We start from the raw sequence: 17,154 nt of genomic DNA, 5'->3' as shown, positions 1-17,154 counted from the left end.
TTCAGGCTCCTTCCGGGGTCACCGAGACAGTGCGTCGCTCGATGCGCTTTTCAATGTCGGGACCCACTTCGACGATGCGGTGGACGTAGACGCCGGGCAGGTGCACGGCATCCGGATCGATCCGACCCGGCTCGACCAGTTCCTCGACCTGCACGATGCAGATCCGGCCGGCCATCGCGGCGAGCGGGTTGAAGTTTCGAGCTGCCTTGTTGAAGACGAGGTTGCCGTGGCGGTCGCCCCGGAGCGCATGGACCAGGGCGTAGTCGGTGACGATCGCTTCCTCGAGCACATACTCGCGCTCGCGACCCGACACCTCGAACGTGCGCACGTCCTTCACCGGTGAGGCGACGGCGACGCCACCGGACCCGTCATAGCGACGCGGCAATCCGCCTTCGGCGACCTGCGTTCCCACACCGGTCTGCGTGTAGAACGCGGCGATCCCGGCGCCGCCAGCGCGCAGCTTCTCGGCGAGGGTCCCCTGAGGGGTCAGCTCGAGCTCGAGTTCACCCGAGAGGAACTGCCGCTCGAACTCCTTGTTTTCACCCACGTACGACGAGGTCATCTTGCGGATGCGCTTGTCGGCGAGCAGGATGCCGAGGCCCCAGTCATCCACGCCGCAGTTGTTGGACACGATCGACAGGTCGCCGACGCCGCGGGCGTGCAGGGCTTCGATCAGTGCCATCGGGTTGCCCGATAGGCCGAACCCACCGACGGCGAGGGTTGCGCCGTCGGGGATGTCGGCGACGGCCGCGGCCGGCGACTCCCAGGTCTTGTCGATCACGGATGAACTCCTTTGGTCTGCCGGTTCGTTCCGGGTCGCCGCATTGCGCCGCACCCGCATGGCCATCGTTGCCGCGCGGCACGCGCTGACGCCAGCATCCGCTTGCGATGTGGACACCACCGCGACTACCGTCCACATCATGGACACCCATCGATCCGTGCCGGGCGCGCAGGCGATCGCGCGCGCAGCCGCGTTGCTGCGCTTGGTGTCGGCAGGGGGCGCCGCGGGACTGACCGTGTCGGAGTTGGCGCGGCGGGCAGACCTCACTCGGCCGACCACCCACCGGCTCCTCACCGCGCTGCGCCACGAAGGGCTCGTCGACCAAGACGAGGCACGTGGCACCTGGATGCCGGGTCCCGAGCTCTATCTCATGGGCGCGGCCGCGGCATCGCGCTATGACATCACGAGCCTCGCTCGCGACATCGTGCGCTCGCTCGCGGTGCGCACCGAGGAGAGCGCCTTCCTCTCGGTCCGTCGGGGCGACGAGACAGTATGTCTGCTGCGCGAGGAGGGAAGCTTTCCCATCCGCTCGTTCGTGCTGGCTGAGGGGGTGCGGTTTCCTCTGGGCGTCGCCTCGGCGGGACTCGCGATTCTGTCGTTCCTCCCAGACCACGATGTGGACGCCTATTTCGAGCGGCATCCCGAGCTGTCGGAGCGGTGGGGCGTAGCTCACGCCCCACCGCGGCTTCGAGGGCGCCTGCGTGAGACGCACGAGCGCGGCTATGCCGTCAACCCGGGCCTGATCGTGGAGGGGAGCTTCGGGGTGGGAGCTGCGGTCTTCACGCGCGAGGGGCACCCGCAGTGGGCGCTGAGCCTCACGGGAGTCGAGTTCCGATTCGGTCCCGACCGGCTCCCCGAGCTCGGCCGCATCCTGCTTGCCCACGCCCACCAGCTCACGACGCGGGTGGCGGCGGCACGCGGCTGAGACGATTCGGGCGAACGGTGACCCCGTCACCCCACGGGATGCTCGTGCGCAACGAGCGCCCGGACCGCTTCACCGACGACAGCCGCACCCGGCTCACTCATCACGATCGTGTAGTGGTTGAGGTCATCGAGCCGCGTGTGCTTGATGCTCGGATACGCCGCGAGAACGCCCTCGAGGTACTCCGGTGCGTAGAGCCCGGGCTCCTCGTTCTGCAGTCCGCGCGGCACCGTGATGAGAGCAGCCGGATGCTGCAGGTCGGCGAGTGCCTCCGGGAGTGCGGATCCCGTGTTCATGTCGACAGTGTCGTCGACCATCGTCGCGTAGCTCGTCGCCGGTCGCAGCATTCCCGATCCGTCCTCGACGAGGTCGTAGGCGAAGTAGCTCTCGAGCTCGGGAGACCAGGCGTGCGCGAAGGCGGGGTGTGGGCGCCAGAACTCGAGATAGTCATCGATCGATCCAAACCGCATCGACAGTCGCGCCGCGGTCGGTCCCAGCACGTAGTCGGCGACGGCATCGGCATCCATACCCGCGGGAACGTCGAGGGGCAGCCCTCCGTCGATGAGCAACAGGCTCTCGACGCGAGACGGATGCCGGTGCGCGAAAACGACCGACACGAAGGCGCCCATCGAGTGCCCGACGACCGGGATGCTCTCGATTCCGAGATCGTCGAGCACAGCCGCCAGGTCGTCGGCGTGGGCCGCGAGACCCGCAGGTCCCGCGACCTCATTGCTGCGTCCGCGCCCGCGAAGGTCGGGGGCGATGGCACGAATCCCGGGGAGCTCTTCGACGACGAACGGCCAAGCCAGGTGCGATGAGGTGACCCCGTGGACGAGGAGCACCTGCGCGGTCTGCGGAGCCACCGGGTCCCAGACACCGACGTGAAGGTCACCCCCGGGGACGGCGACGTCGACAGTGCGATAGGTGTGCGCGCTCATCGTGCGGTCCACCCGCCGTCCATCGTGTATGAAGCGCCAGTGACCATACCGGCTTTGTCGGAGGCGAGCCATCCCGCCAGGGATGCGACTTCGTCCGACTCCACGAGGCGCTTCACGGCGGTCTCGGTGAGCATGATCTTCTCGACGACCTCGTCTTCGGGAATCCCGTGCACCTTGGCCTGATCGGCGATCTGCTTCTCGACGAGCGGTGTTCGCACGTAAGCCGGGTTGATGCAGTTGCTGGTGACGCCGTGCGGCCCGCCCTCGAGCGCCGTCACCTTCGAGAGTCCCTCCAGGCCGTGCTTGGCCGACACGTACGCGACCTTGAAGGGACTCGCGCGCAGCCCGTGCGCGCTGGAGATGTTGATGATCCGGCCCCAACCGTTCGCGTACATGTGCGGGAGGGCGGCGCGCACCAGCAGGAACGGCGATTCGAGCATCAGCCGCATCATCATTCGATACGTTCCCGGGTCGAACTCGGCGATGGGGCTCACGCGCTGGATGCCGGCATTGTTGACCAGGATGTCGACCTCGAGGCTCAGGTCATCGAGCGCTTCGGTGTCAGAGAGGTCGACGACCCAGGCTTCGCCGCCGATCTGTTCGGCAGCTGCGTGAGCGGCATCCGCGTTGAGGTCGGCAACGACGACAGTTGCGCCCCGGGAGGCGAACTCGGTCGCGCACGCAAAGCCGATGCCACTCGCGCCGCCGGTGACCAGGGCCCGTCGCCCCGCAAGGTCCTTCTCGGTCATCGGGACTCCTTCGTGCTTGTCGGCCCGCCCGTCCGGGGCGCGAGCGCGTTGTCGATAAGGGTTGACATCGACGCCATCACGGCGGGGTCAAGCTCGGCGGGCGGGCGACCCTCGGCATCCCGCTCCCAGAGCAGGAACCGCATGCCGATCAGCTCTCCCATGCCCATGAGTGCCCATGCTGTGACCTCGGGATCGAGCGCGGGGTCGACATCCCCGCTCCCCTGGGCGGCACGGAGCCCCGCTTCGTACCCCTCGACGATGCGGGTGTAGTGCAGTCGCAGTGTTTCGGGTGAGACGAACTCCGCCTCGCGCACGACGCGGTAGAGCGCGGGATGCGCGGCCGTGAAACGGAAGAACCCGGCAAAGCCCGCGCGTTCGGCTTCGAGCCGGCTCGACGCTCCAGCCATCGCTTCCGACATCGAGTGCCGAACCCGCCGGTTCAGATCGATCACGAGCGCTTCGAAGATCGCCTGCTTGCTGTCGAAGTAGAGGTAGAACGTTCCGAGGCCGATGCCGGCGCGCTCGGTGATCTTGACGATGGATGCCTCGTGATACCCCTGATCGGCGAATACCGTCTCGGCAGCCTCGAGTAGCCGGCGCCGCGTTGCCTCACCCCGCTTGGTCAGGGGCCGACCCGTGGCCGACGAGACCGGCGTGACATCCTCATCTTCAACGGAAACGCTCATGCGACACCTCCTGAGCCGATGCCACGATCGCACTGGCACGCTCGCGGAGGCGCGACCTGGCCAGCTTGTCGATCGACGACCGAGGCAACCGGTCGACGATCTCGACAGCGATGGGAACTTTGAAGGCGGCGAGGGTGCGCCGCGCGTGAGCAAAGATCTCGTCCTGGGAGACGAGCGCGCCCGTTCGAAGCGTAACGAAGGCGACGCCCCGTTCGCCCCACACCGGGTCGGCGACGCCGACAACGGCCGCGCCGGTGACGAGGGGATGCAGACACAGCGCGTGCTCGACCTCGGCGGGGGCGACGTTCTCGCCGCCGGAGATGAAGATGTCTTTGAGCCGATCGACGACGGTGAACACGCCGTCGCGGTCGCGGTGGACGAGATCGCCGGTGCGCAACCAGTCTCCGTGCATGGCCCGGGCCGTGGCATCCGGATCACCGAGGTACCCCGCGAACACGCTCGGTCCTCGGACCCAAAGCTCCCCTGTCGCGTCCCCGCGGAGGGGAAGCAGTGTGTCGGGATCGACGACCTGGACGCTGACATGAGGATACGGCCGACCGACCGCACCTTCATGGCCGCCGGTACTACCTGTCGGGCAATGCAGCACGTTGGGGCCTGCTTCGGTAAGCCCATAGCCCTGCACCAGCTCGACCCCCCGGGCCTGCCAGGCGTCCCGAACCGCGCCGGGAAGAGTGGCCCCACCCACGAGCGCCAGGCGAATCGAGGACAGATCACTCGCGTCCCAGCCACGGGAATCGGCAAGCATCGCATACTGCGTCGGCACGCCCATCATCGCGGTGACACTGCGCTCTCGGATGAGCTGCAGCACCCGCTCGGTGTCGAACGAGCGCTCGAGCACGACTGTTGCCCCGCCCCACCACGCGAGCAGCGGCTGACAGTTCCAGGCAGCGACGTGGAACTGCGGCAGGACGGTGAGGACGACATCTCCCTCCCCCAGCGGCAGCGCGCGCCCGAGGGCCAGGTTGTTCCAGAAGCAGTTGGCGTGGGTGAGGATGACGCCCTTAGGCGCGGCCTCGCTCCCCGAGGTGAACACGATCAACAGTGGGTCATCGTCACGCACCGGTCGGGCTGGCCGCGGGTCGCGAGCCGGCGGAACGACGCGCTCGATCCCTGCGGTGCCCAGAGCCGTCATCAGCGGGGGCTCTGGCAGTTCGCGGATGGCCTCGCCTGCGGAAACGGCGAACTCGTCATCGACCACCAGCAGCTGCGGATCGCTGCGGCCGAGCGTGTCGACCAGTTCCCGCGTGCTCTGGCGCCACGAGAGCGGAACGAACGCGGCTCCGACCAAGGCGCATCCGAAGAAGAGCACGACGTGGTCGATGGAGTTACCCGCGAGCGTCGCGATGCGCGATCCCGGGCCGAAGCCTGCCCCGGCGAGGCTCCCGGCGAGTTCTCGCGCCCGGTCGGCCAGCTCGCCGTAGGTGATCGTCACCCCGCGATCGTCGATCGCAACACGATGCGGTGTGTGCGCGGCGCGCTCGACCAGCCACCGGCCGATCGTGTGCGACTCGTCTTGTACGTCGTTGCTCACGCTCGAACCTCCGAGGCACCGACCGCATCGGCATCTGCCTCCGCGTCGTCGATGCTCCGCAGACTATCGCGCACGTGACGTTCGCCGTGACGACGACGCCACCAGCCGTCGATCGTGCCGGCGATGCCGCCGGGCAGGAACATGACGACGATGATGAACAGCGCCCCGAGCAGGAACAGCGGCTCCGATAGGGGGATGCGCAGGAAGTCGGGCAGCGACGCGATGGCTTCAGAGCCGGCGAGCACTGTGAGCCGCTGATCGAGCAGGGTGTACAGCACTCCCCCGACGATCGCACCCCACCGGAATCCGACGCCACCGAGCACGACCATGACGAGCACCGTGATGGTGAGATCGGCCGAGACGGAGCGCGGAACTGTTCCCGACTGCAGCAGCATGTAGGCGACCCCGGCCAGGCTCGCGAGCACCGCGGCGATCACGAAGACGATGAGTCGCACCCTGTAGGGCCGCAGGCCCAGGACCCGAACGCGCTGCTCGTTCTCGCGGGTGGCCCGGGCGAGGTGACCGAGGCGAGAGGTATCGACCCAGAGCGTCACGAGGTACACGATCACCAATACCGCTAGGGCGAACCAATACAGGTTGCGCGTGTTGATCACGCCGACGAGGAAGTCGGGAACCTGCTCGGTGTTTAGGCTCAGCCCCTCCTCACCGCCCGTGATCGCGGAGTTGCGGCGGACGAGCACGGAGCCGGCCTGCGCGAACGCGAGCGTGACCATCGCGAAGGGGATTCCCGAGACGCGCATGGCGACCGCGCCCGTGACGAAGGCGATGATCATTCCTCCGATCAGGGCCACGAACACGCCGGGGAACAGGGGTACCCCGAAGTGCTCGAGCGCGATGCCGAGGCCATAGGCACCGGCGCCGAAGTAGAGGGCGTGCCCGAAAGACAGCATCCCGGAGGTCCCCAGCAGCAGGTTGTACGACAGTGCGAGCGAGGCGAACACCATGCACAGCGAGAGCAGCGCGAGGGTGCCGGGCTGGTAGGTGGGGGTCGGAAGGATGCCGGGAATCGAGATGTTCAGCAGCGGCAGAACCGCCATGAAGATCACGAGCCCGACGCCGACGAGGGCCGGCCAGTATCGACGGATGCTCATGCCTTCCTCCCGAGAAGTCCAGAGGGTCGTACGAGCAGCACGACCGCCAGCAGGATGACGACGATGAAGTCTCCGGTGCCGCCGAGGTAGAAGTTCGCGAACTGCTGCAGCACGGCAACCAGCACGGATGCCACCGCCGCCCCAGTCAGCGACCCGAGGCCGCCGACGACCGTGACGATGAACGCGAAGATCAGCAGCGTCGATCCGAGGTGCGCCGAGACGAAGGTCGAGTAGTGCATCGCCAGCACGCCGCCGATGCCGGCAGCTGCCCCACCGATCGCGAAGACGAGTGTGAACGAGCGCCGGACGTCGATCCCGAGCGCCGTCACCATCGAGCGGTTCTCGACGCCGGCGCGGATGATCATGCCGTACCTCGTCTTCTTGAGGAACAGCACCAGTGCTGCCAGAACGAGTCCGGCGGCGAGCATCAGGATCCAGTACACGTTGGGGATGCGTGCACCGAGGATCTCGGTCGTTTCTTTGAGCCACGGCGGCCCCGAGATCGGAATGGCGTCAGTGCCCCACACCCCTTCGAACAGGGCGACGGCGGCGAACGAGAGTCCTACCGTGACGAGCACTTGCTCGATGTGTCGCTCGTAGAGGGGGCGGATCAGGACGAGTTCGGTGAGAGTCGCGAAAACGGCACCGACGGCGGCGCCGACCAGGATCGAGACCAGGAACGACCACCAGGACTCGGTCCCGAGCGCCTGCGCGACCATCCATCCGAGGAAGGCGCTGAGGGTCAGGAACGCACCGTGCGCGAAGTTGAGGACGTGCATGAGGCCATAGATGAGGCTGAGCCCCGAGGCGACGAGGAAGTAGAGGGCGCCGAGACCGACACCGGTCACGAGCGTCAGGATGATGGTGCTCACGAGTGCGCCTCCGAGGATGGTGCGGTTCCGGCATCCGCCTGCCGCTCGGCGTGGACACCGAGCAAGCGCTGGGTGAGGTCCTCGTCGTCGAGGATCTCGCGGGCGGGTCCGACGTGGACGACGCGGCCACTGTCGATGACGATCGCATCGTGCGCGAGGCGCTTCACGACCTCGAGGTTCTGTTCGACCAGCAGGATCGGCACCGTCTTGGCAGCCTCTTCGAGGGCGTCTGCCACCTCGGTGACGATCTTGGGGGCGAGGCCTTTGGTCGGCTCGTCGACCAGCAGCAGTTGGTTGTCGTTCATCAGTGCGCGGGCGACCGAGACCATCTGCTGCTGTCCGCCAGACAGCGTGCCCGCCATCTGATCGCGACGGTTCACGAGGTCAGGGAAGAGCTCGGCGACGAACTCGCGGCGCGGGTTGCGCTGCCGTTCGGCCAACGCAAGATTCTCGGCGACCGTGAGCTTGGCGAACACTTCACGGTCTTCCGGGACGTACCCGACGCCGCGCTGGACGATCCGGTGCGTGGGGAGCGCGTCGATCCGTTCGCCGGCAAGACGGACCTCGCCGCGGCGATGAATGAGTCCCAGGATGCCGCGCAGCGTCGAGGTCTTGCCGACGCCGTTGCGCCCGAGAACCGCGGTGATTCCGGTGGCCGGAACCGAGAAGGTCACGCTCTCGACGACAGGTTGCCCGGCGATCGAGCAGCGCAGGTCGCTGACGTCGAGGATGGCGCTCATGCGGCGTTCCCGAGGTAGGCGCTCTGCACGAGCGGGTTGGCCATGATCTCTGCGGGTGAGTCGAACGCAATGATCGAGCCGAAGTACATCACGGCGACCTTCTCAACGAGCCCCATCAGCACGTCGATGTGGTGTTCGACCATCAGAACCGTGCATCCGGTTCTCTCCTGCAGCTCACGGATGTTGTCGACCAGGCCCGCGACATCGCCGGATGCCACGCCGGCCATCGGCTCATCGAGCAGCACGATCTTCGAATCCATCGCCAGGAGCACCGCGATCTCGAGCTTGCGCTTGTCACCGTGCGAGATGTCTCCCGCTGGCGTCAGGAGCTTGTGTGTCAGGCCCACTTCCTCGAGGTTCTGCAAGGCGCGCCGGGTTGCGGCATCCTTGCTCGCCGGAAAGTGGAAGAGCGAGTAGTCGTGCCCGACAGCCACCTGGGCGGCGAGCCTCACGTTCTCGAGCACGCTGAGCTTGGGAAACAGGCTCGAGGTTTGGAAGGTGCGCCCCAGCCCCGCCCGCGCCCGGGCGGGCACAGACATCCTCGTGATGTCTTCACCGTTCATCAGAACCCGACCTGCTGTGGGGGTCATGATGCCGGAGACGACGTTGAACAGCGTGGTTTTGCCCGCACCGTTCGGCCCGATGACGCCTACCAGGGAACCCGGGGCCACATCGAGGTCGACATCCTTCAGAATTGTCGCGCCGCCGATCTGCAGACCCAGCTTCTCCACCCGCAGGGCAGAGGGAGCCGGATGCTGCGCGGGCGCGGACGGAACCGGAGTGCTCATTGGTTCTCGGCCTTACTGCGCTTCGGCGGGGGCTACCGCGTCGGCAGACACCGTGTCGATCAGCTCGGGAACGAAGCTGCCACCGTCGGCGACGAGCTTGACCTGGTACATCTCCTGCAGCAGCGCGTGGTCACCCGCGCGCACAGTCAGGGTGCCCTTCGGACCGTCGAAGGAGTAGCCCTCGAGGGCCGCGATCATCGCATCGACATCACCCTGGCCCTCGTCGATCGCGTGAACGATCATGAGCGCCGCGTTGAAGCCGTCGGGGCTGAAGAGATCGGGCGTGCAGCCGTCCTCTTCGAGCAGGCTGATCATCTCGGTGTTGACGGCGTTGTCGGGGGCGCCGGGGAAGTAGTAGTTCAGGAAGTTGATCTTTTCCGAAGCCTCACCGTACGCGCCGAACGTCGCGGAGTCGCCGAGGCCGGTGACCACCGGAATCGCGTCGAGCACACCCTGCTGGCTCATCGCCTGCCACATCGCGCCCGAGGTGGCACCTGCCCATGCGACGAAGACGAGGTCGGGGTTGCCTGCGAGCACCTGCTGCGCGAACGGTGTGAACTCCGTGACGTCCTCGGCAACGAGCACCGAGTTGACCGTCGCACCCTGGCCACCGAGGATCGACTCGACCGCGGCGACGTTGCCCTGACCGAACGCGGTGTCTTGCGCGAAGACGGTCACCGTCTTGCCTTCGATGTCGTCGAGGAAGGTGCCTGCCGTCGCAACATCCTGCGAGCTCTGGCGACCCGAGCGGAACGTGTAGTCATTGATGCCGGTGATCCCGTCGGCCGCCGCAGGACCGGAAATGTAGAGAACCTTGTTCTGTTCGGCCTGCTCCGCAACCGCCAGCGCCACACCCGATGATGCCGTGCCAGCGATGATGTTGACGCCGTCACCGATGAGTTCTTTCACGGCGGTCACAGCCTTGTCGGGATCGCCGGCGTCGTCGCGGTATTCGACGTTGATCGTCGTGCCGTTGATCTCGTTCGTCCCGTCGGTCGCGTACGACATCCCGGCGCGGAAACCGCACAGGTACTGCTCGCCGTAGCCGGCAAGTGGACCGCTTTCGCTCGAGACGATGCCGACAGTGACCTCGGAGGGTCCCGCCGTCTCGCTGCCACCGGCGTCGCCGCCGTCGGCCTGCGGCGCACAGGCCGCCATAACAAGGGCGCTGGTGGCGACCACCGTGCCCAGGAGCAACTTCTTCGTAACCCGCATGTGCGTGCCTTTCACCGTTGGAAGGGGCATACCTGAAAGCTGATTCAGGTGGCACCTACAGTAGGTCACGGAGTGGCGCGGGGCAAGTCGTGGCAGCGGGATGTCGGCATCCGTTACCCATTCGCGACCGATCGCATTTACATACCTGCGTTATATATCTGAGGTATATAGTCGAGACCGTGACAGACCCCGGCCCCATCGAGACGATCATCAGCGCGGCCTACTCACTGGGTCGCATCGCGGCACACCGCACCGGAAACGACACCCCCGCGGCGCAGTGGCGGGCTCTTGCCACCCTGGAGCGGGAGGGCGCGCTTCGGATCGGCGAACTGGCTTCGGCCGCGCGAACGACGCAGCCCGGGATGACGCGCTTGATCGGCCAGATGGCGGATGAGGCGCTCGTGACCCGCTCCCCTGACCCCGACGACTCACGCGCGACCGTGGTGCGCATCACCGCGGATGGGCGAGGAGCCCTTGCGCGCTGGCGGGCACAGCTGAGCGAGACACTCGCACCCCTGTTCGCCGATCTCACCGAAGACGACCGTGCCGCGCTCGAGCGCACTGCTCAGCTGCTGCGCGAACGCACGATCGAGGTCCCCCTCAACACATCAGGACGGAACCAGTGACCGCATCCACCCACGCCCCGACATCCGCCGCGTCGGTCTGGCGCCAGCCGGCACAGGTGTGGGCCGTTGCGTTCGCCTGTGTCGTCGCGTTCATGGGAATCGGCTTGGTCGACCCGATCCTCCCGGCGATCGCCGCCTCGCTCGACGCGACACCCGTGGAGACCGAGCTGTTGTTCACCAGCTATCTGCTGGTCACGGGGCTTGCGATGCTCGTGACCAGTTGGGTCTCGAGCCGGATCGGCACCAAGGCCACCCTCATGACGGGGCTCGGCCTCATCGTGGTCTTCTCTCTGCTGTCGGCACTGTCCGGCAGCGTCGACGCGATCATCGGCTTCCGCGCCGGCTGGGGGCTCGGCAATGCCCTGTTCATCTCCACTGCTTTGGCGACGATCGTCGGGGCGGCCGCAGGTGGCAGCGGCGCGGCGATCGTCCTCTACGAAGCGGCGCTGGGCCTCGGAATCGCGATCGGGCCGCTCCTCGGTGGTCTTCTCGGCGAGGTCAGCTGGCGCGGGCCGTTCTTCGGGGTGGTGGTGCTCATGGCGATCGCCTTCATCGCGGTCGCCGTGCTCGTGCGCGGGACCGGTGAACGGCGAACCCCCATCCCCCTGTCGGCACCGATACGGGCGCTACGCACCCCCGCCCTTGCCGTGCTTGCTGCCGCCGCCCTGTTCTACAACATCGGGTTCTTCATCCTGTTGGCCTTCTCGCCGTTCCCGCTCGGCTTCGGAGCGATGGGGATCGGGCTGACCTTCTTTGGCTGGGGCGTTGCACTCGCGATCACGAGCGTCTGGGTCGCGCCTGCGCTCGCGCGACGGATGCCTCGCACAGCGATCATGCAGACCGTGCTGGCACTGCTTGCCGTCGACCTGCTGGTCGCCGGGCTGCTGGTCGAGTCGGCGGCGGCTCTGGTCACCTGCATCGTCGTCGGCGGGCTTCTACTCGGCGTCATGAACACGGTGCTCACGGAGTCGGTCATGGAAGCAACGGACCACCCGCGGGCCGTCGCGTCGTCGGCGTACTCTGCCGTGCGTTTCCTCGGTGGTGCGGCCGCTCCCCCGCTGGCCGCCCTGCTGTGGCACGCGTTCTCGGCGAGTGTGCCGTACTACGTCGCCGCCGTCGCGGTGCTGCTATCGGGGCTGATCATCCTGCTCGGGCGAGGGGCCCTTACCCGCATCGACGGTCACGTCGCCGACGCGCAGGAGGAAGGTGCGGCAGTGCTCATCGGAGACGCCGGCTGAGGCATCCTGCGGTTAGGTCCGCCCGCAGACAGAAATGCGGCCCGGGGAGAAAACTCTCACCCGGGCCGCCCTCTTCGCGATTACCCGAATACCGCGAAGGTGTTGCTCTGGTAACGAACCTACCCTTGGCGCGCGCTATGCGAACGCTATGTGAGAGCACTCTCACGCGAGGCGGACGGATGCGTCTTTCGCATCGCGGAAGGAATACGCGACAGTGACGGCAATGTGGTGCACCCCCAGGGACTTGAACCCTGAACCCACTGATTAAGAGTCAGTTGCTCTGCCGATTGAGCTAGAGGTGCGGAGGTTTGCGACGGGCAGATTGCACGGCGAACCGAGGGTCAACTCTAGCATCACGATTACGTCACCGGGAAATCGCGGGAGGCGCGGCCGCCTATCCTTGATCCTGTGATGTCCCTCCCCGCGATGAACAGCTTCGACGCACCGTTCAACGGCGATCTTTCGGCGGAGCTCGACGTCGCACTCCGACTCGCGGATGCCGCCGACGCGGTGTCGATGGCCCGCTTCGACGCGGCTGATCTCGACATCCGTGTCAAGCCTGATGCCACGCACGTGACGGAGGCCGACCTTGCCACCGAGCGGGCCATCCGCGACATCCTCGAGGCCGAACGCCCCTCAGACGGGATCTTCGGCGAGGAATTCGGGTCGTCGGGCGACGCGGCGCGGCAGTGGATCATCGATCCGATCGACGGGACGGCGAACTACCTCAAGGGCATCCCGATGTGGGCGACTCTCATCGCCCTCGCGATCGACGGCGTTCCCCGCGTCGGCGTCGTGAGCCAGCCCGCGATCGGGCGCCGCTGGTGGGGCGCCACCGGACTCGGCGCGTGGACGGCGACGCCATCGGGCGAGGCGACTCGGCTGCAGGTTTCCGACGTCGACGCCCTTGACCGGGCAAGCGTCAGCTTTCAGAGCATCGGGCAGTGGGACGAGGTCGGCCGCGTCGACGACCTCATCCGCCTGACCCGCGCCGTGTGGCGTGATCGTGGATACGGCGACGCCTGGCCCTACATGCTGCTGGCCGAGGGCCGGCTCGAGATGGTCGCCGAGTTCGGCGTCAAAGAGTATGACATCGCTCCCTACGTCCCGATTCTGCAGGAGGCCGGCGGCCGGTTCACGGCTGTCGACGGGACCCACACGCTGAGTGATCGGTCCGGGATCGCCACGAACGGCATCCTGCACGACGCCTTCATCGACCTGCTGCGTGGCGACGAGGCGGCGTCATGACCTCCCGAGCGCCGCGGGCGGCGCTGCTGGCACCGATCCTGCTCGCTGCACTTGCGCTCGCTGCGTGCTCGACAACCCCCACTCCGGAGCCCACGTCGGCAACCACCGAATCCGCCCCGCCCGCAGGGCCAATCGACACCCCAGATGCCTCCCCCAGCGCGACCGCGGAGGCATCAGCACCGACGTGCGACACCCTCATCTCCTCCTCGCTCGTCGACGAACTCACCAGCTACGGGTGGACCTCACGCGCCGATGACTTCCTCGTCGGCGCGACGGTCGTCGAGGGAGGCCTGCAGTGCACGTGGGCGGACTTCGACGGGCCCGCGACCGACAACCTGCTGCTCTTCGGGTGGGCACCGATCGCCAGCAGCGAGGCAACGCGCCTGCAGACCGAACTCATCGGTCAAGGCTGGCTGCGCGAGGACGGCGCCCAAGGCACCTACATCACGACAGACCCGCAATACGCCGTCGCGGTCGATGAGGACGGGTACGGCATGACCTACCTGTTCGGCGACGGATGGGTGACTGTGGCACTGACCAAGCAAGGCCTCGTGCTGATCGAACGACCCGACGCGTGAGTTCGCTCCGGTTGAGGCGCGCGCCGTTCCGATAAAGTCAGAGCACTGTCGCCTGACCCGAACGGACGGCATCGATGCCCGGACTGTCCCGCCGCCACTTCCTTACCGGCGTTGCAGCGCTCGCTGCCGCCACCGGACTGAACGTCGACGTGCTCGGACGCGGTCTTGCGGCGCGCGCGCAGACCACCGCACAGACCGCTGCCGGCATCCCGACGACCCTGCAGCAGACGATCCTGCAGGGCAGCGTCATCCAGGGGTCCTACCGGGGACTCGTGACCGGGCCGGGCGAGCCGTACATCCCTCGTCTCGACATCCTGCGTGCCGCGCCCGCGGGCGCGCGCACGACGGCACGACGCTCGCTGCTGTACCTCGGGCACCTCTCTGACCTCCACGTCATCGACGCACAGTCCCCCGGCCGCATCGAGCCGATGATCGTGCAAGACCACTCGGCGTGGGGCTCGGCCTTCCACCCGCAAGACCCCCTGAGCCCGCATGCGACAGCAGCAATGGTGCAGGCATTCTCGGATGCCCGGTACAGCCCTCTCACGGGCGCGCCGATGAGCGCCGCGATCGTAACCGGCGACTCCGCCGACATGCACTCGCACACGGAGCTGCGGTGGTACATCGATCTCATGGACGGCCTGAGCGTCGATCCCGCCTACGCGAGCTCGAGCTACCAGGGTGTGCAGGCCTGGGCCGAAGCCACGTGGGCGTACCGTCCCAGCGACCCGAGCGGCGGAGCCTTCGGCGACTACGGCTTCCCGCAGCTTCCGGATCTGCTCTCGCAGGCGATTGCGAAGCCCGTCGATTCCGTCGGGCTCCCCGCTCCCTGGTACGCCGTGTATGGAAACCACGACACCCTGCTGCTTGGCACGTTCAACCTCAGCCCGCAGCTTCACGCCCTGGCGATCGGCGCACAGAAGTCGTACGCGCTCGAGGGCACCGCAGGGATGGCGCTCGGCGGGTGGGCCGCTGCGACCGGCATCCTGCAACAGGCGGTCGATGCGCTGGGGCTCGCGTGGGGTCGGCCCGGCTTCAAGGAGGTCGCTGCCAGCCCCGAGCGCTACCTGTTCGAACAGCGCGACTTCATGGCCGAGCACTTCAACACCCAGCCGACTCCCGGACCCGTCGGGCACGGCTTCACCCAGCACAACCTGGACTCGGGCGAGACCTGGTGGTCGGCCGACCTGTCGCCCAACGTCCGCGGCTTCGGCCTGGACACCTGCAACCAGGTCGCGGGGCCCGACGGCGGTGTTCCCGAGGTGCAGTTCCGCTGGCTCGAGGCGCAACTGCAGCAGGCGCAGGCCGAGAACAAGCTCGTCCTGATCTTCAGCCACCACAACAGCCTGACGCTCGAGAACAAGGCGCAGCGGTTCGATGACCCGCAGAAGCTCTATGGCGCCGAGGAATTCGTGGCGATGCTGCTGAAGTACCCCGTCGTGATCGGGTGGCTCAATGGCCACACCCACCTGAATCAGATCCTCGCGCACTCGGACGGCGAGCGCGGCTTCTGGGAGATCACGACGGCATCCTGCATCGACTTCCCGCAGCAGCAGCAGGTGGTCGAGATCGTCGACAACCGCGACGGCACGCTGTCGCTGTTCACGACGGTGCTCGATCACGCCTCCCCCGCCGTTCCCGGATCCAGCGGCAGCGTCGCCGACCTCGCCTCTCGCTCGCGCGAATTCGCTTCCAACGACTGGGCCGAGAGTCCGATGATGCGTCGTGGCTCACCGCTGGATCGCAACACCGAGCTGCTCCTGAAGGCTCCGTTCGATCTCTCGCGAATCACGGATGCTGCGCTCGAGAAGCAGCACTTGAGCGAGAACGCTCGGATCCTGGCCTATGAGACGGAGCGTGGGCTATGAAGCGGCGACTGATCGCGGCATCGGTGCTGGCGGCGAGCATGGTGGCGGTGGCGGGATGCTCGCAGGTCGAGGCACTGGCTCCCGTCGGCGGCAACCACATGACCGAGATCCGGTACGCCGCTATCGACATCCTGCTCGCGAAGAACATCGACGTGCTGGTCGCGCCGGTGTGTGAGCAGGACGGTGAGGCGGTGTCGTGCACGGGTGAGACCGCGGACGGCCAGTCGATCACCGTCACCTCCCCCGCCGATGCAACCGACACCGTCACGGTGACGGTTGGCGACGAGGCGATCTATAACGGGAAGTACTGGGACATCCTGGATGACGCCGTGCGAGGTGACCTGTGAGCACGTGGATGCTGCTCGGACGCACCTGGCGGGTATGGGCGCCGGTCGCCCTGCTGAACACCGCGGTGCAGGCGCTGCTCGTGGTGCCGTTCGTGACGCCCGCGGCATACGTCGTCTTCGTGCTGCTCGCGCTCGCTTCGCTTGCCGGTGTCGTGGCCAGCGTCGCGCTGGTTGCTGCGGGGTTCCGGTCGGCGCTCGGCGGCGGCGGGCGGTGGCCGAGCTGGGGCGAATGGCTTGCGGTGCTGCTGCTCACGGTCGCCGTCTCAGCGAGCGCTCTGGTCGCCTCGTGGCTCGTGATTCCCGCGCTCGTGGTCGCCGCCATCCTGCTGCCTGCCGTCTTCGGGGTTCCGCAGCGCACCGCCTGGGGCTTCGGCTTGTTCGCACGGGCGCCGCTGCGCGGCATCCTGCTCACGCTCATGACGCTCGCCCTCGTGGCGCTGCTGTGGTTCGCAGCGCTCATGTTCGGCTTCTTCGTCACCGGCTGGGTCGGCGCGGCGCTCACCTGGCTGGTCTTCGGCCTGGTCGGCGCGTTCATCCTCGCGACGTGGTTCGCCACGCCGCGCCGCGACCGCGCGTGATTAGCCGCTAACGGATGCCTGCATCGGTGTGATCGAGAGATCGACCGACCCGAATGGGAAGGGGAAGACAAATCCCCACTCGCCGTCGGGGCTCGAGTCGCGAATGGGGACGAGCCCGAACCAGACGAGCGAGACGACCAGCGACACCGCGGCGATAGCGAGGATCACAATGGTCGCGCGGTCGAGAATCCGCAGCGCCGCGGGCGGAAAGTGTCAAGGCGGGTGAGACAGATTCCGTCAGGCGGTCTGTATGAGGGCCTCCTGTGAGGGCTGGTTGATCCAGGCGGCCTCGGGCAGCTTGGGCGCCTGGGGTCGG

General features: G+C 67.2%; 19 protein-coding genes and 1 tRNA gene. 8 read left to right on the top strand and 12 right to left on the bottom strand.

Annotated elements, in window-relative coordinates:
• Position 1: 1 nt before the first annotated feature.
• A complete protein-coding gene (locus BGO47_RS11880) occupies positions 2-781 on the bottom strand; it encodes a CoA transferase subunit A (protein WP_292712207.1) in 780 nt (259 codons plus the stop codon).
• Positions 782-920: 139 nt separating this feature from the next.
• Here BGO47_RS11880 and BGO47_RS11875 point away from each other — a divergent pair, with 139 nt between their 5' ends.
• The gene (locus tag BGO47_RS11875; protein ID WP_292712205.1) at positions 921-1,706 is read left to right on the top strand and encodes an IclR family transcriptional regulator; all 786 of its coding nucleotides are present in this window, start codon (positions 921-923) and stop codon (positions 1,704-1,706) included.
• 26 nt (positions 1,707-1,732) lie between these two features.
• Here BGO47_RS11875 and BGO47_RS11870 read toward each other — a convergent pair whose 3' ends face one another.
• Genes BGO47_RS11870 through BGO47_RS11830 form a run of 9 tightly spaced genes read right to left on the bottom strand, consistent with a single transcriptional unit; the run spans position 1,733 to position 10,355 of the window.
• The gene (locus tag BGO47_RS11870; protein WP_292712203.1) at positions 1,733-2,641 is read right to left on the bottom strand and encodes an alpha/beta fold hydrolase; all 909 of its coding nucleotides are present in this window, start codon (positions 2,639-2,641) and stop codon (positions 1,733-1,735) included.
• A complete protein-coding gene (locus BGO47_RS11865; RefSeq protein WP_292712201.1) occupies positions 2,638-3,390 on the bottom strand; it encodes a 3-hydroxybutyrate dehydrogenase in 753 nt (250 codons plus the stop codon). The genes BGO47_RS11870 and BGO47_RS11865 overlap by 4 nt, the downstream gene beginning before the upstream one ends.
• Complete coding sequence (locus BGO47_RS11860; protein ID WP_292712199.1) at positions 3,387-4,076, bottom strand: TetR/AcrR family transcriptional regulator; 690 nt, start codon at positions 4,074-4,076, stop codon at positions 3,387-3,389. Before BGO47_RS11860 ends, BGO47_RS11865 begins: the two co-directional genes overlap by 4 nt.
• Positions 4,060-5,628, bottom strand: coding sequence for an AMP-binding protein (locus BGO47_RS11855; protein ID WP_292712197.1), 1,569 nt, complete (start codon positions 5,626-5,628; stop codon positions 4,060-4,062). The genes BGO47_RS11860 and BGO47_RS11855 overlap by 17 nt, the downstream gene beginning before the upstream one ends.
• Positions 5,625-6,740: a branched-chain amino acid ABC transporter permease gene (locus BGO47_RS11850; protein ID WP_292712195.1), complete on the bottom strand. Its 1,116-nt coding sequence runs from the start codon at positions 6,738-6,740 to the stop codon at positions 5,625-5,627. Before BGO47_RS11850 ends, BGO47_RS11855 begins: the two co-directional genes overlap by 4 nt.
• Complete coding sequence (locus BGO47_RS11845; protein WP_292712193.1) at positions 6,737-7,612, bottom strand: branched-chain amino acid ABC transporter permease; 876 nt, start codon at positions 7,610-7,612, stop codon at positions 6,737-6,739. The genes BGO47_RS11850 and BGO47_RS11845 overlap by 4 nt, the downstream gene beginning before the upstream one ends.
• Positions 7,609-8,352, bottom strand: a complete 744-nt coding sequence (locus tag BGO47_RS11840) for an ABC transporter ATP-binding protein (RefSeq protein ID WP_292712191.1) — start codon at positions 8,350-8,352, stop codon at positions 7,609-7,611. The genes BGO47_RS11845 and BGO47_RS11840 overlap by 4 nt, the downstream gene beginning before the upstream one ends.
• Complete coding sequence (locus BGO47_RS11835) at positions 8,349-9,140, bottom strand: ABC transporter ATP-binding protein (RefSeq protein ID WP_292712189.1); 792 nt, start codon at positions 9,138-9,140, stop codon at positions 8,349-8,351. The genes BGO47_RS11840 and BGO47_RS11835 overlap by 4 nt, the downstream gene beginning before the upstream one ends.
• A 12-nt stretch (positions 9,141-9,152) precedes the next feature.
• Entirely contained in the window at positions 9,153-10,355 is a 1,203-nt protein-coding gene (locus BGO47_RS11830; protein ID WP_292712286.1) for a substrate-binding domain-containing protein, read from the bottom strand.
• A 179-nt stretch (positions 10,356-10,534) separates the two neighbouring features.
• Between BGO47_RS11830 and BGO47_RS11825 the strand changes: the two genes are divergently transcribed.
• Both BGO47_RS11825 and BGO47_RS11820 read left to right on the top strand, forming a co-directional pair.
• Entirely contained in the window at positions 10,535-10,981 is a 447-nt protein-coding gene (locus BGO47_RS11825) for a MarR family transcriptional regulator (protein ID WP_292712187.1), read from the top strand.
• Positions 10,978-12,219 (top strand): MFS transporter, encoded by a 1,242-nt coding sequence (locus BGO47_RS11820; RefSeq protein ID WP_292712185.1) that lies wholly within the window; start codon positions 10,978-10,980, stop codon positions 12,217-12,219. The genes BGO47_RS11825 and BGO47_RS11820 overlap by 4 nt, the downstream gene beginning before the upstream one ends.
• A 226-nt stretch (positions 12,220-12,445) precedes the next feature.
• Here the strand turns inward: BGO47_RS11820 and BGO47_RS11815 are convergent.
• A tRNA-Lys gene (locus BGO47_RS11815) sits at positions 12,446-12,521 on the bottom strand.
• A gap of 109 nt (positions 12,522-12,630) precedes the next feature.
• Here BGO47_RS11815 and BGO47_RS11810 point away from each other — a divergent pair.
• From BGO47_RS11810 to BGO47_RS11790, 5 genes are all read left to right on the top strand, one after another.
• Positions 12,631-13,467 (top strand): inositol monophosphatase family protein, encoded by an 837-nt coding sequence (locus BGO47_RS11810; RefSeq protein ID WP_292712284.1) that lies wholly within the window; start codon positions 12,631-12,633, stop codon positions 13,465-13,467.
• Positions 13,464-14,045, top strand: a complete 582-nt coding sequence (locus BGO47_RS11805) for a hypothetical protein (protein ID WP_292712183.1) — start codon at positions 13,464-13,466, stop codon at positions 14,043-14,045. Before BGO47_RS11810 ends, BGO47_RS11805 begins: the two co-directional genes overlap by 4 nt.
• A 74-nt stretch (positions 14,046-14,119) precedes the next feature.
• A complete protein-coding gene (locus BGO47_RS11800) occupies positions 14,120-15,913 on the top strand; it encodes a TIGR03767 family metallophosphoesterase (RefSeq protein ID WP_292712181.1) in 1,794 nt (597 codons plus the stop codon).
• A complete protein-coding gene (locus tag BGO47_RS11795; RefSeq protein WP_292712179.1) occupies positions 15,910-16,260 on the top strand; it encodes a hypothetical protein in 351 nt (116 codons plus the stop codon). Before BGO47_RS11800 ends, BGO47_RS11795 begins: the two co-directional genes overlap by 4 nt.
• Positions 16,257-16,838: a hypothetical protein gene (locus BGO47_RS11790; protein ID WP_292712177.1), complete on the top strand. Its 582-nt coding sequence runs from the start codon at positions 16,257-16,259 to the stop codon at positions 16,836-16,838. Before BGO47_RS11795 ends, BGO47_RS11790 begins: the two co-directional genes overlap by 4 nt.
• On the opposite strand, the gene BGO47_RS11785 is transcribed toward BGO47_RS11790, so the two are convergent.
• On the bottom strand, positions 16,839-17,006 hold the full coding sequence (locus BGO47_RS11785) for a hypothetical protein (RefSeq protein WP_292712175.1): 168 nt from the start codon (positions 17,004-17,006) through the stop codon (positions 16,839-16,841).
• Positions 17,007-17,154: the final 148 nt, after the last annotated feature.

The organism is Microbacterium sp. 67-17, from assembly GCF_001898325.1.
In the GTDB taxonomy this organism is placed as follows: domain Bacteria; phylum Actinomycetota; class Actinomycetes; order Actinomycetales; family Microbacteriaceae; genus Microbacterium; species Microbacterium schleiferi.
The sequence above is the reverse complement of the archived record's forward strand: the minus strand, read 5'-3'. Positions and strand labels throughout refer to the sequence as shown.

Excerpts from the sequence above, each read along its gene's own strand:
- BGO47_RS11875 (WP_292712205.1), top strand. The coding sequence starts at position 921 with ATGGACACCCATCGATCCGTGCCGGGCGCGCAGGCGATCGCGCGCGCA.
- BGO47_RS11810 (WP_292712284.1), top strand. The coding sequence starts at position 12,631 with ATGTCCCTCCCCGCGATGAACAGCTTCGACGCACCGTTCAACGGCGAT.
- BGO47_RS11860 (WP_292712199.1), bottom strand. The coding sequence starts at position 4,076 with ATGAGCGTTTCCGTTGAAGATGAGGATGTCACGCCGGTCTCGTCGGCC.
- BGO47_RS11835 (WP_292712189.1), bottom strand. The coding sequence starts at position 9,140 with ATGAGCACTCCGGTTCCGTCCGCGCCCGCGCAGCATCCGGCTCCCTCT.
- BGO47_RS11795 (WP_292712179.1), top strand. The coding sequence starts at position 15,910 with ATGAAGCGGCGACTGATCGCGGCATCGGTGCTGGCGGCGAGCATGGTG.
- BGO47_RS11850 (WP_292712195.1), bottom strand. The coding sequence starts at position 6,740 with ATGAGCATCCGTCGATACTGGCCGGCCCTCGTCGGCGTCGGGCTCGTG.
- BGO47_RS11870 (WP_292712203.1), bottom strand. The coding sequence starts at position 2,641 with ATGAGCGCGCACACCTATCGCACTGTCGACGTCGCCGTCCCCGGGGGT.
- BGO47_RS11805 (WP_292712183.1), top strand. The coding sequence starts at position 13,464 with ATGACCTCCCGAGCGCCGCGGGCGGCGCTGCTGGCACCGATCCTGCTC.
- BGO47_RS11865 (WP_292712201.1), bottom strand. The coding sequence starts at position 3,390 with ATGACCGAGAAGGACCTTGCGGGGCGACGGGCCCTGGTCACCGGCGGC.
- BGO47_RS11800 (WP_292712181.1), top strand. The coding sequence starts at position 14,120 with ATGCCCGGACTGTCCCGCCGCCACTTCCTTACCGGCGTTGCAGCGCTC.
- BGO47_RS11840 (WP_292712191.1), bottom strand. The coding sequence starts at position 8,352 with ATGAGCGCCATCCTCGACGTCAGCGACCTGCGCTGCTCGATCGCCGGG.
- BGO47_RS11830 (WP_292712286.1), bottom strand. The coding sequence starts at position 10,355 with ATGCGGGTTACGAAGAAGTTGCTCCTGGGCACGGTGGTCGCCACCAGC.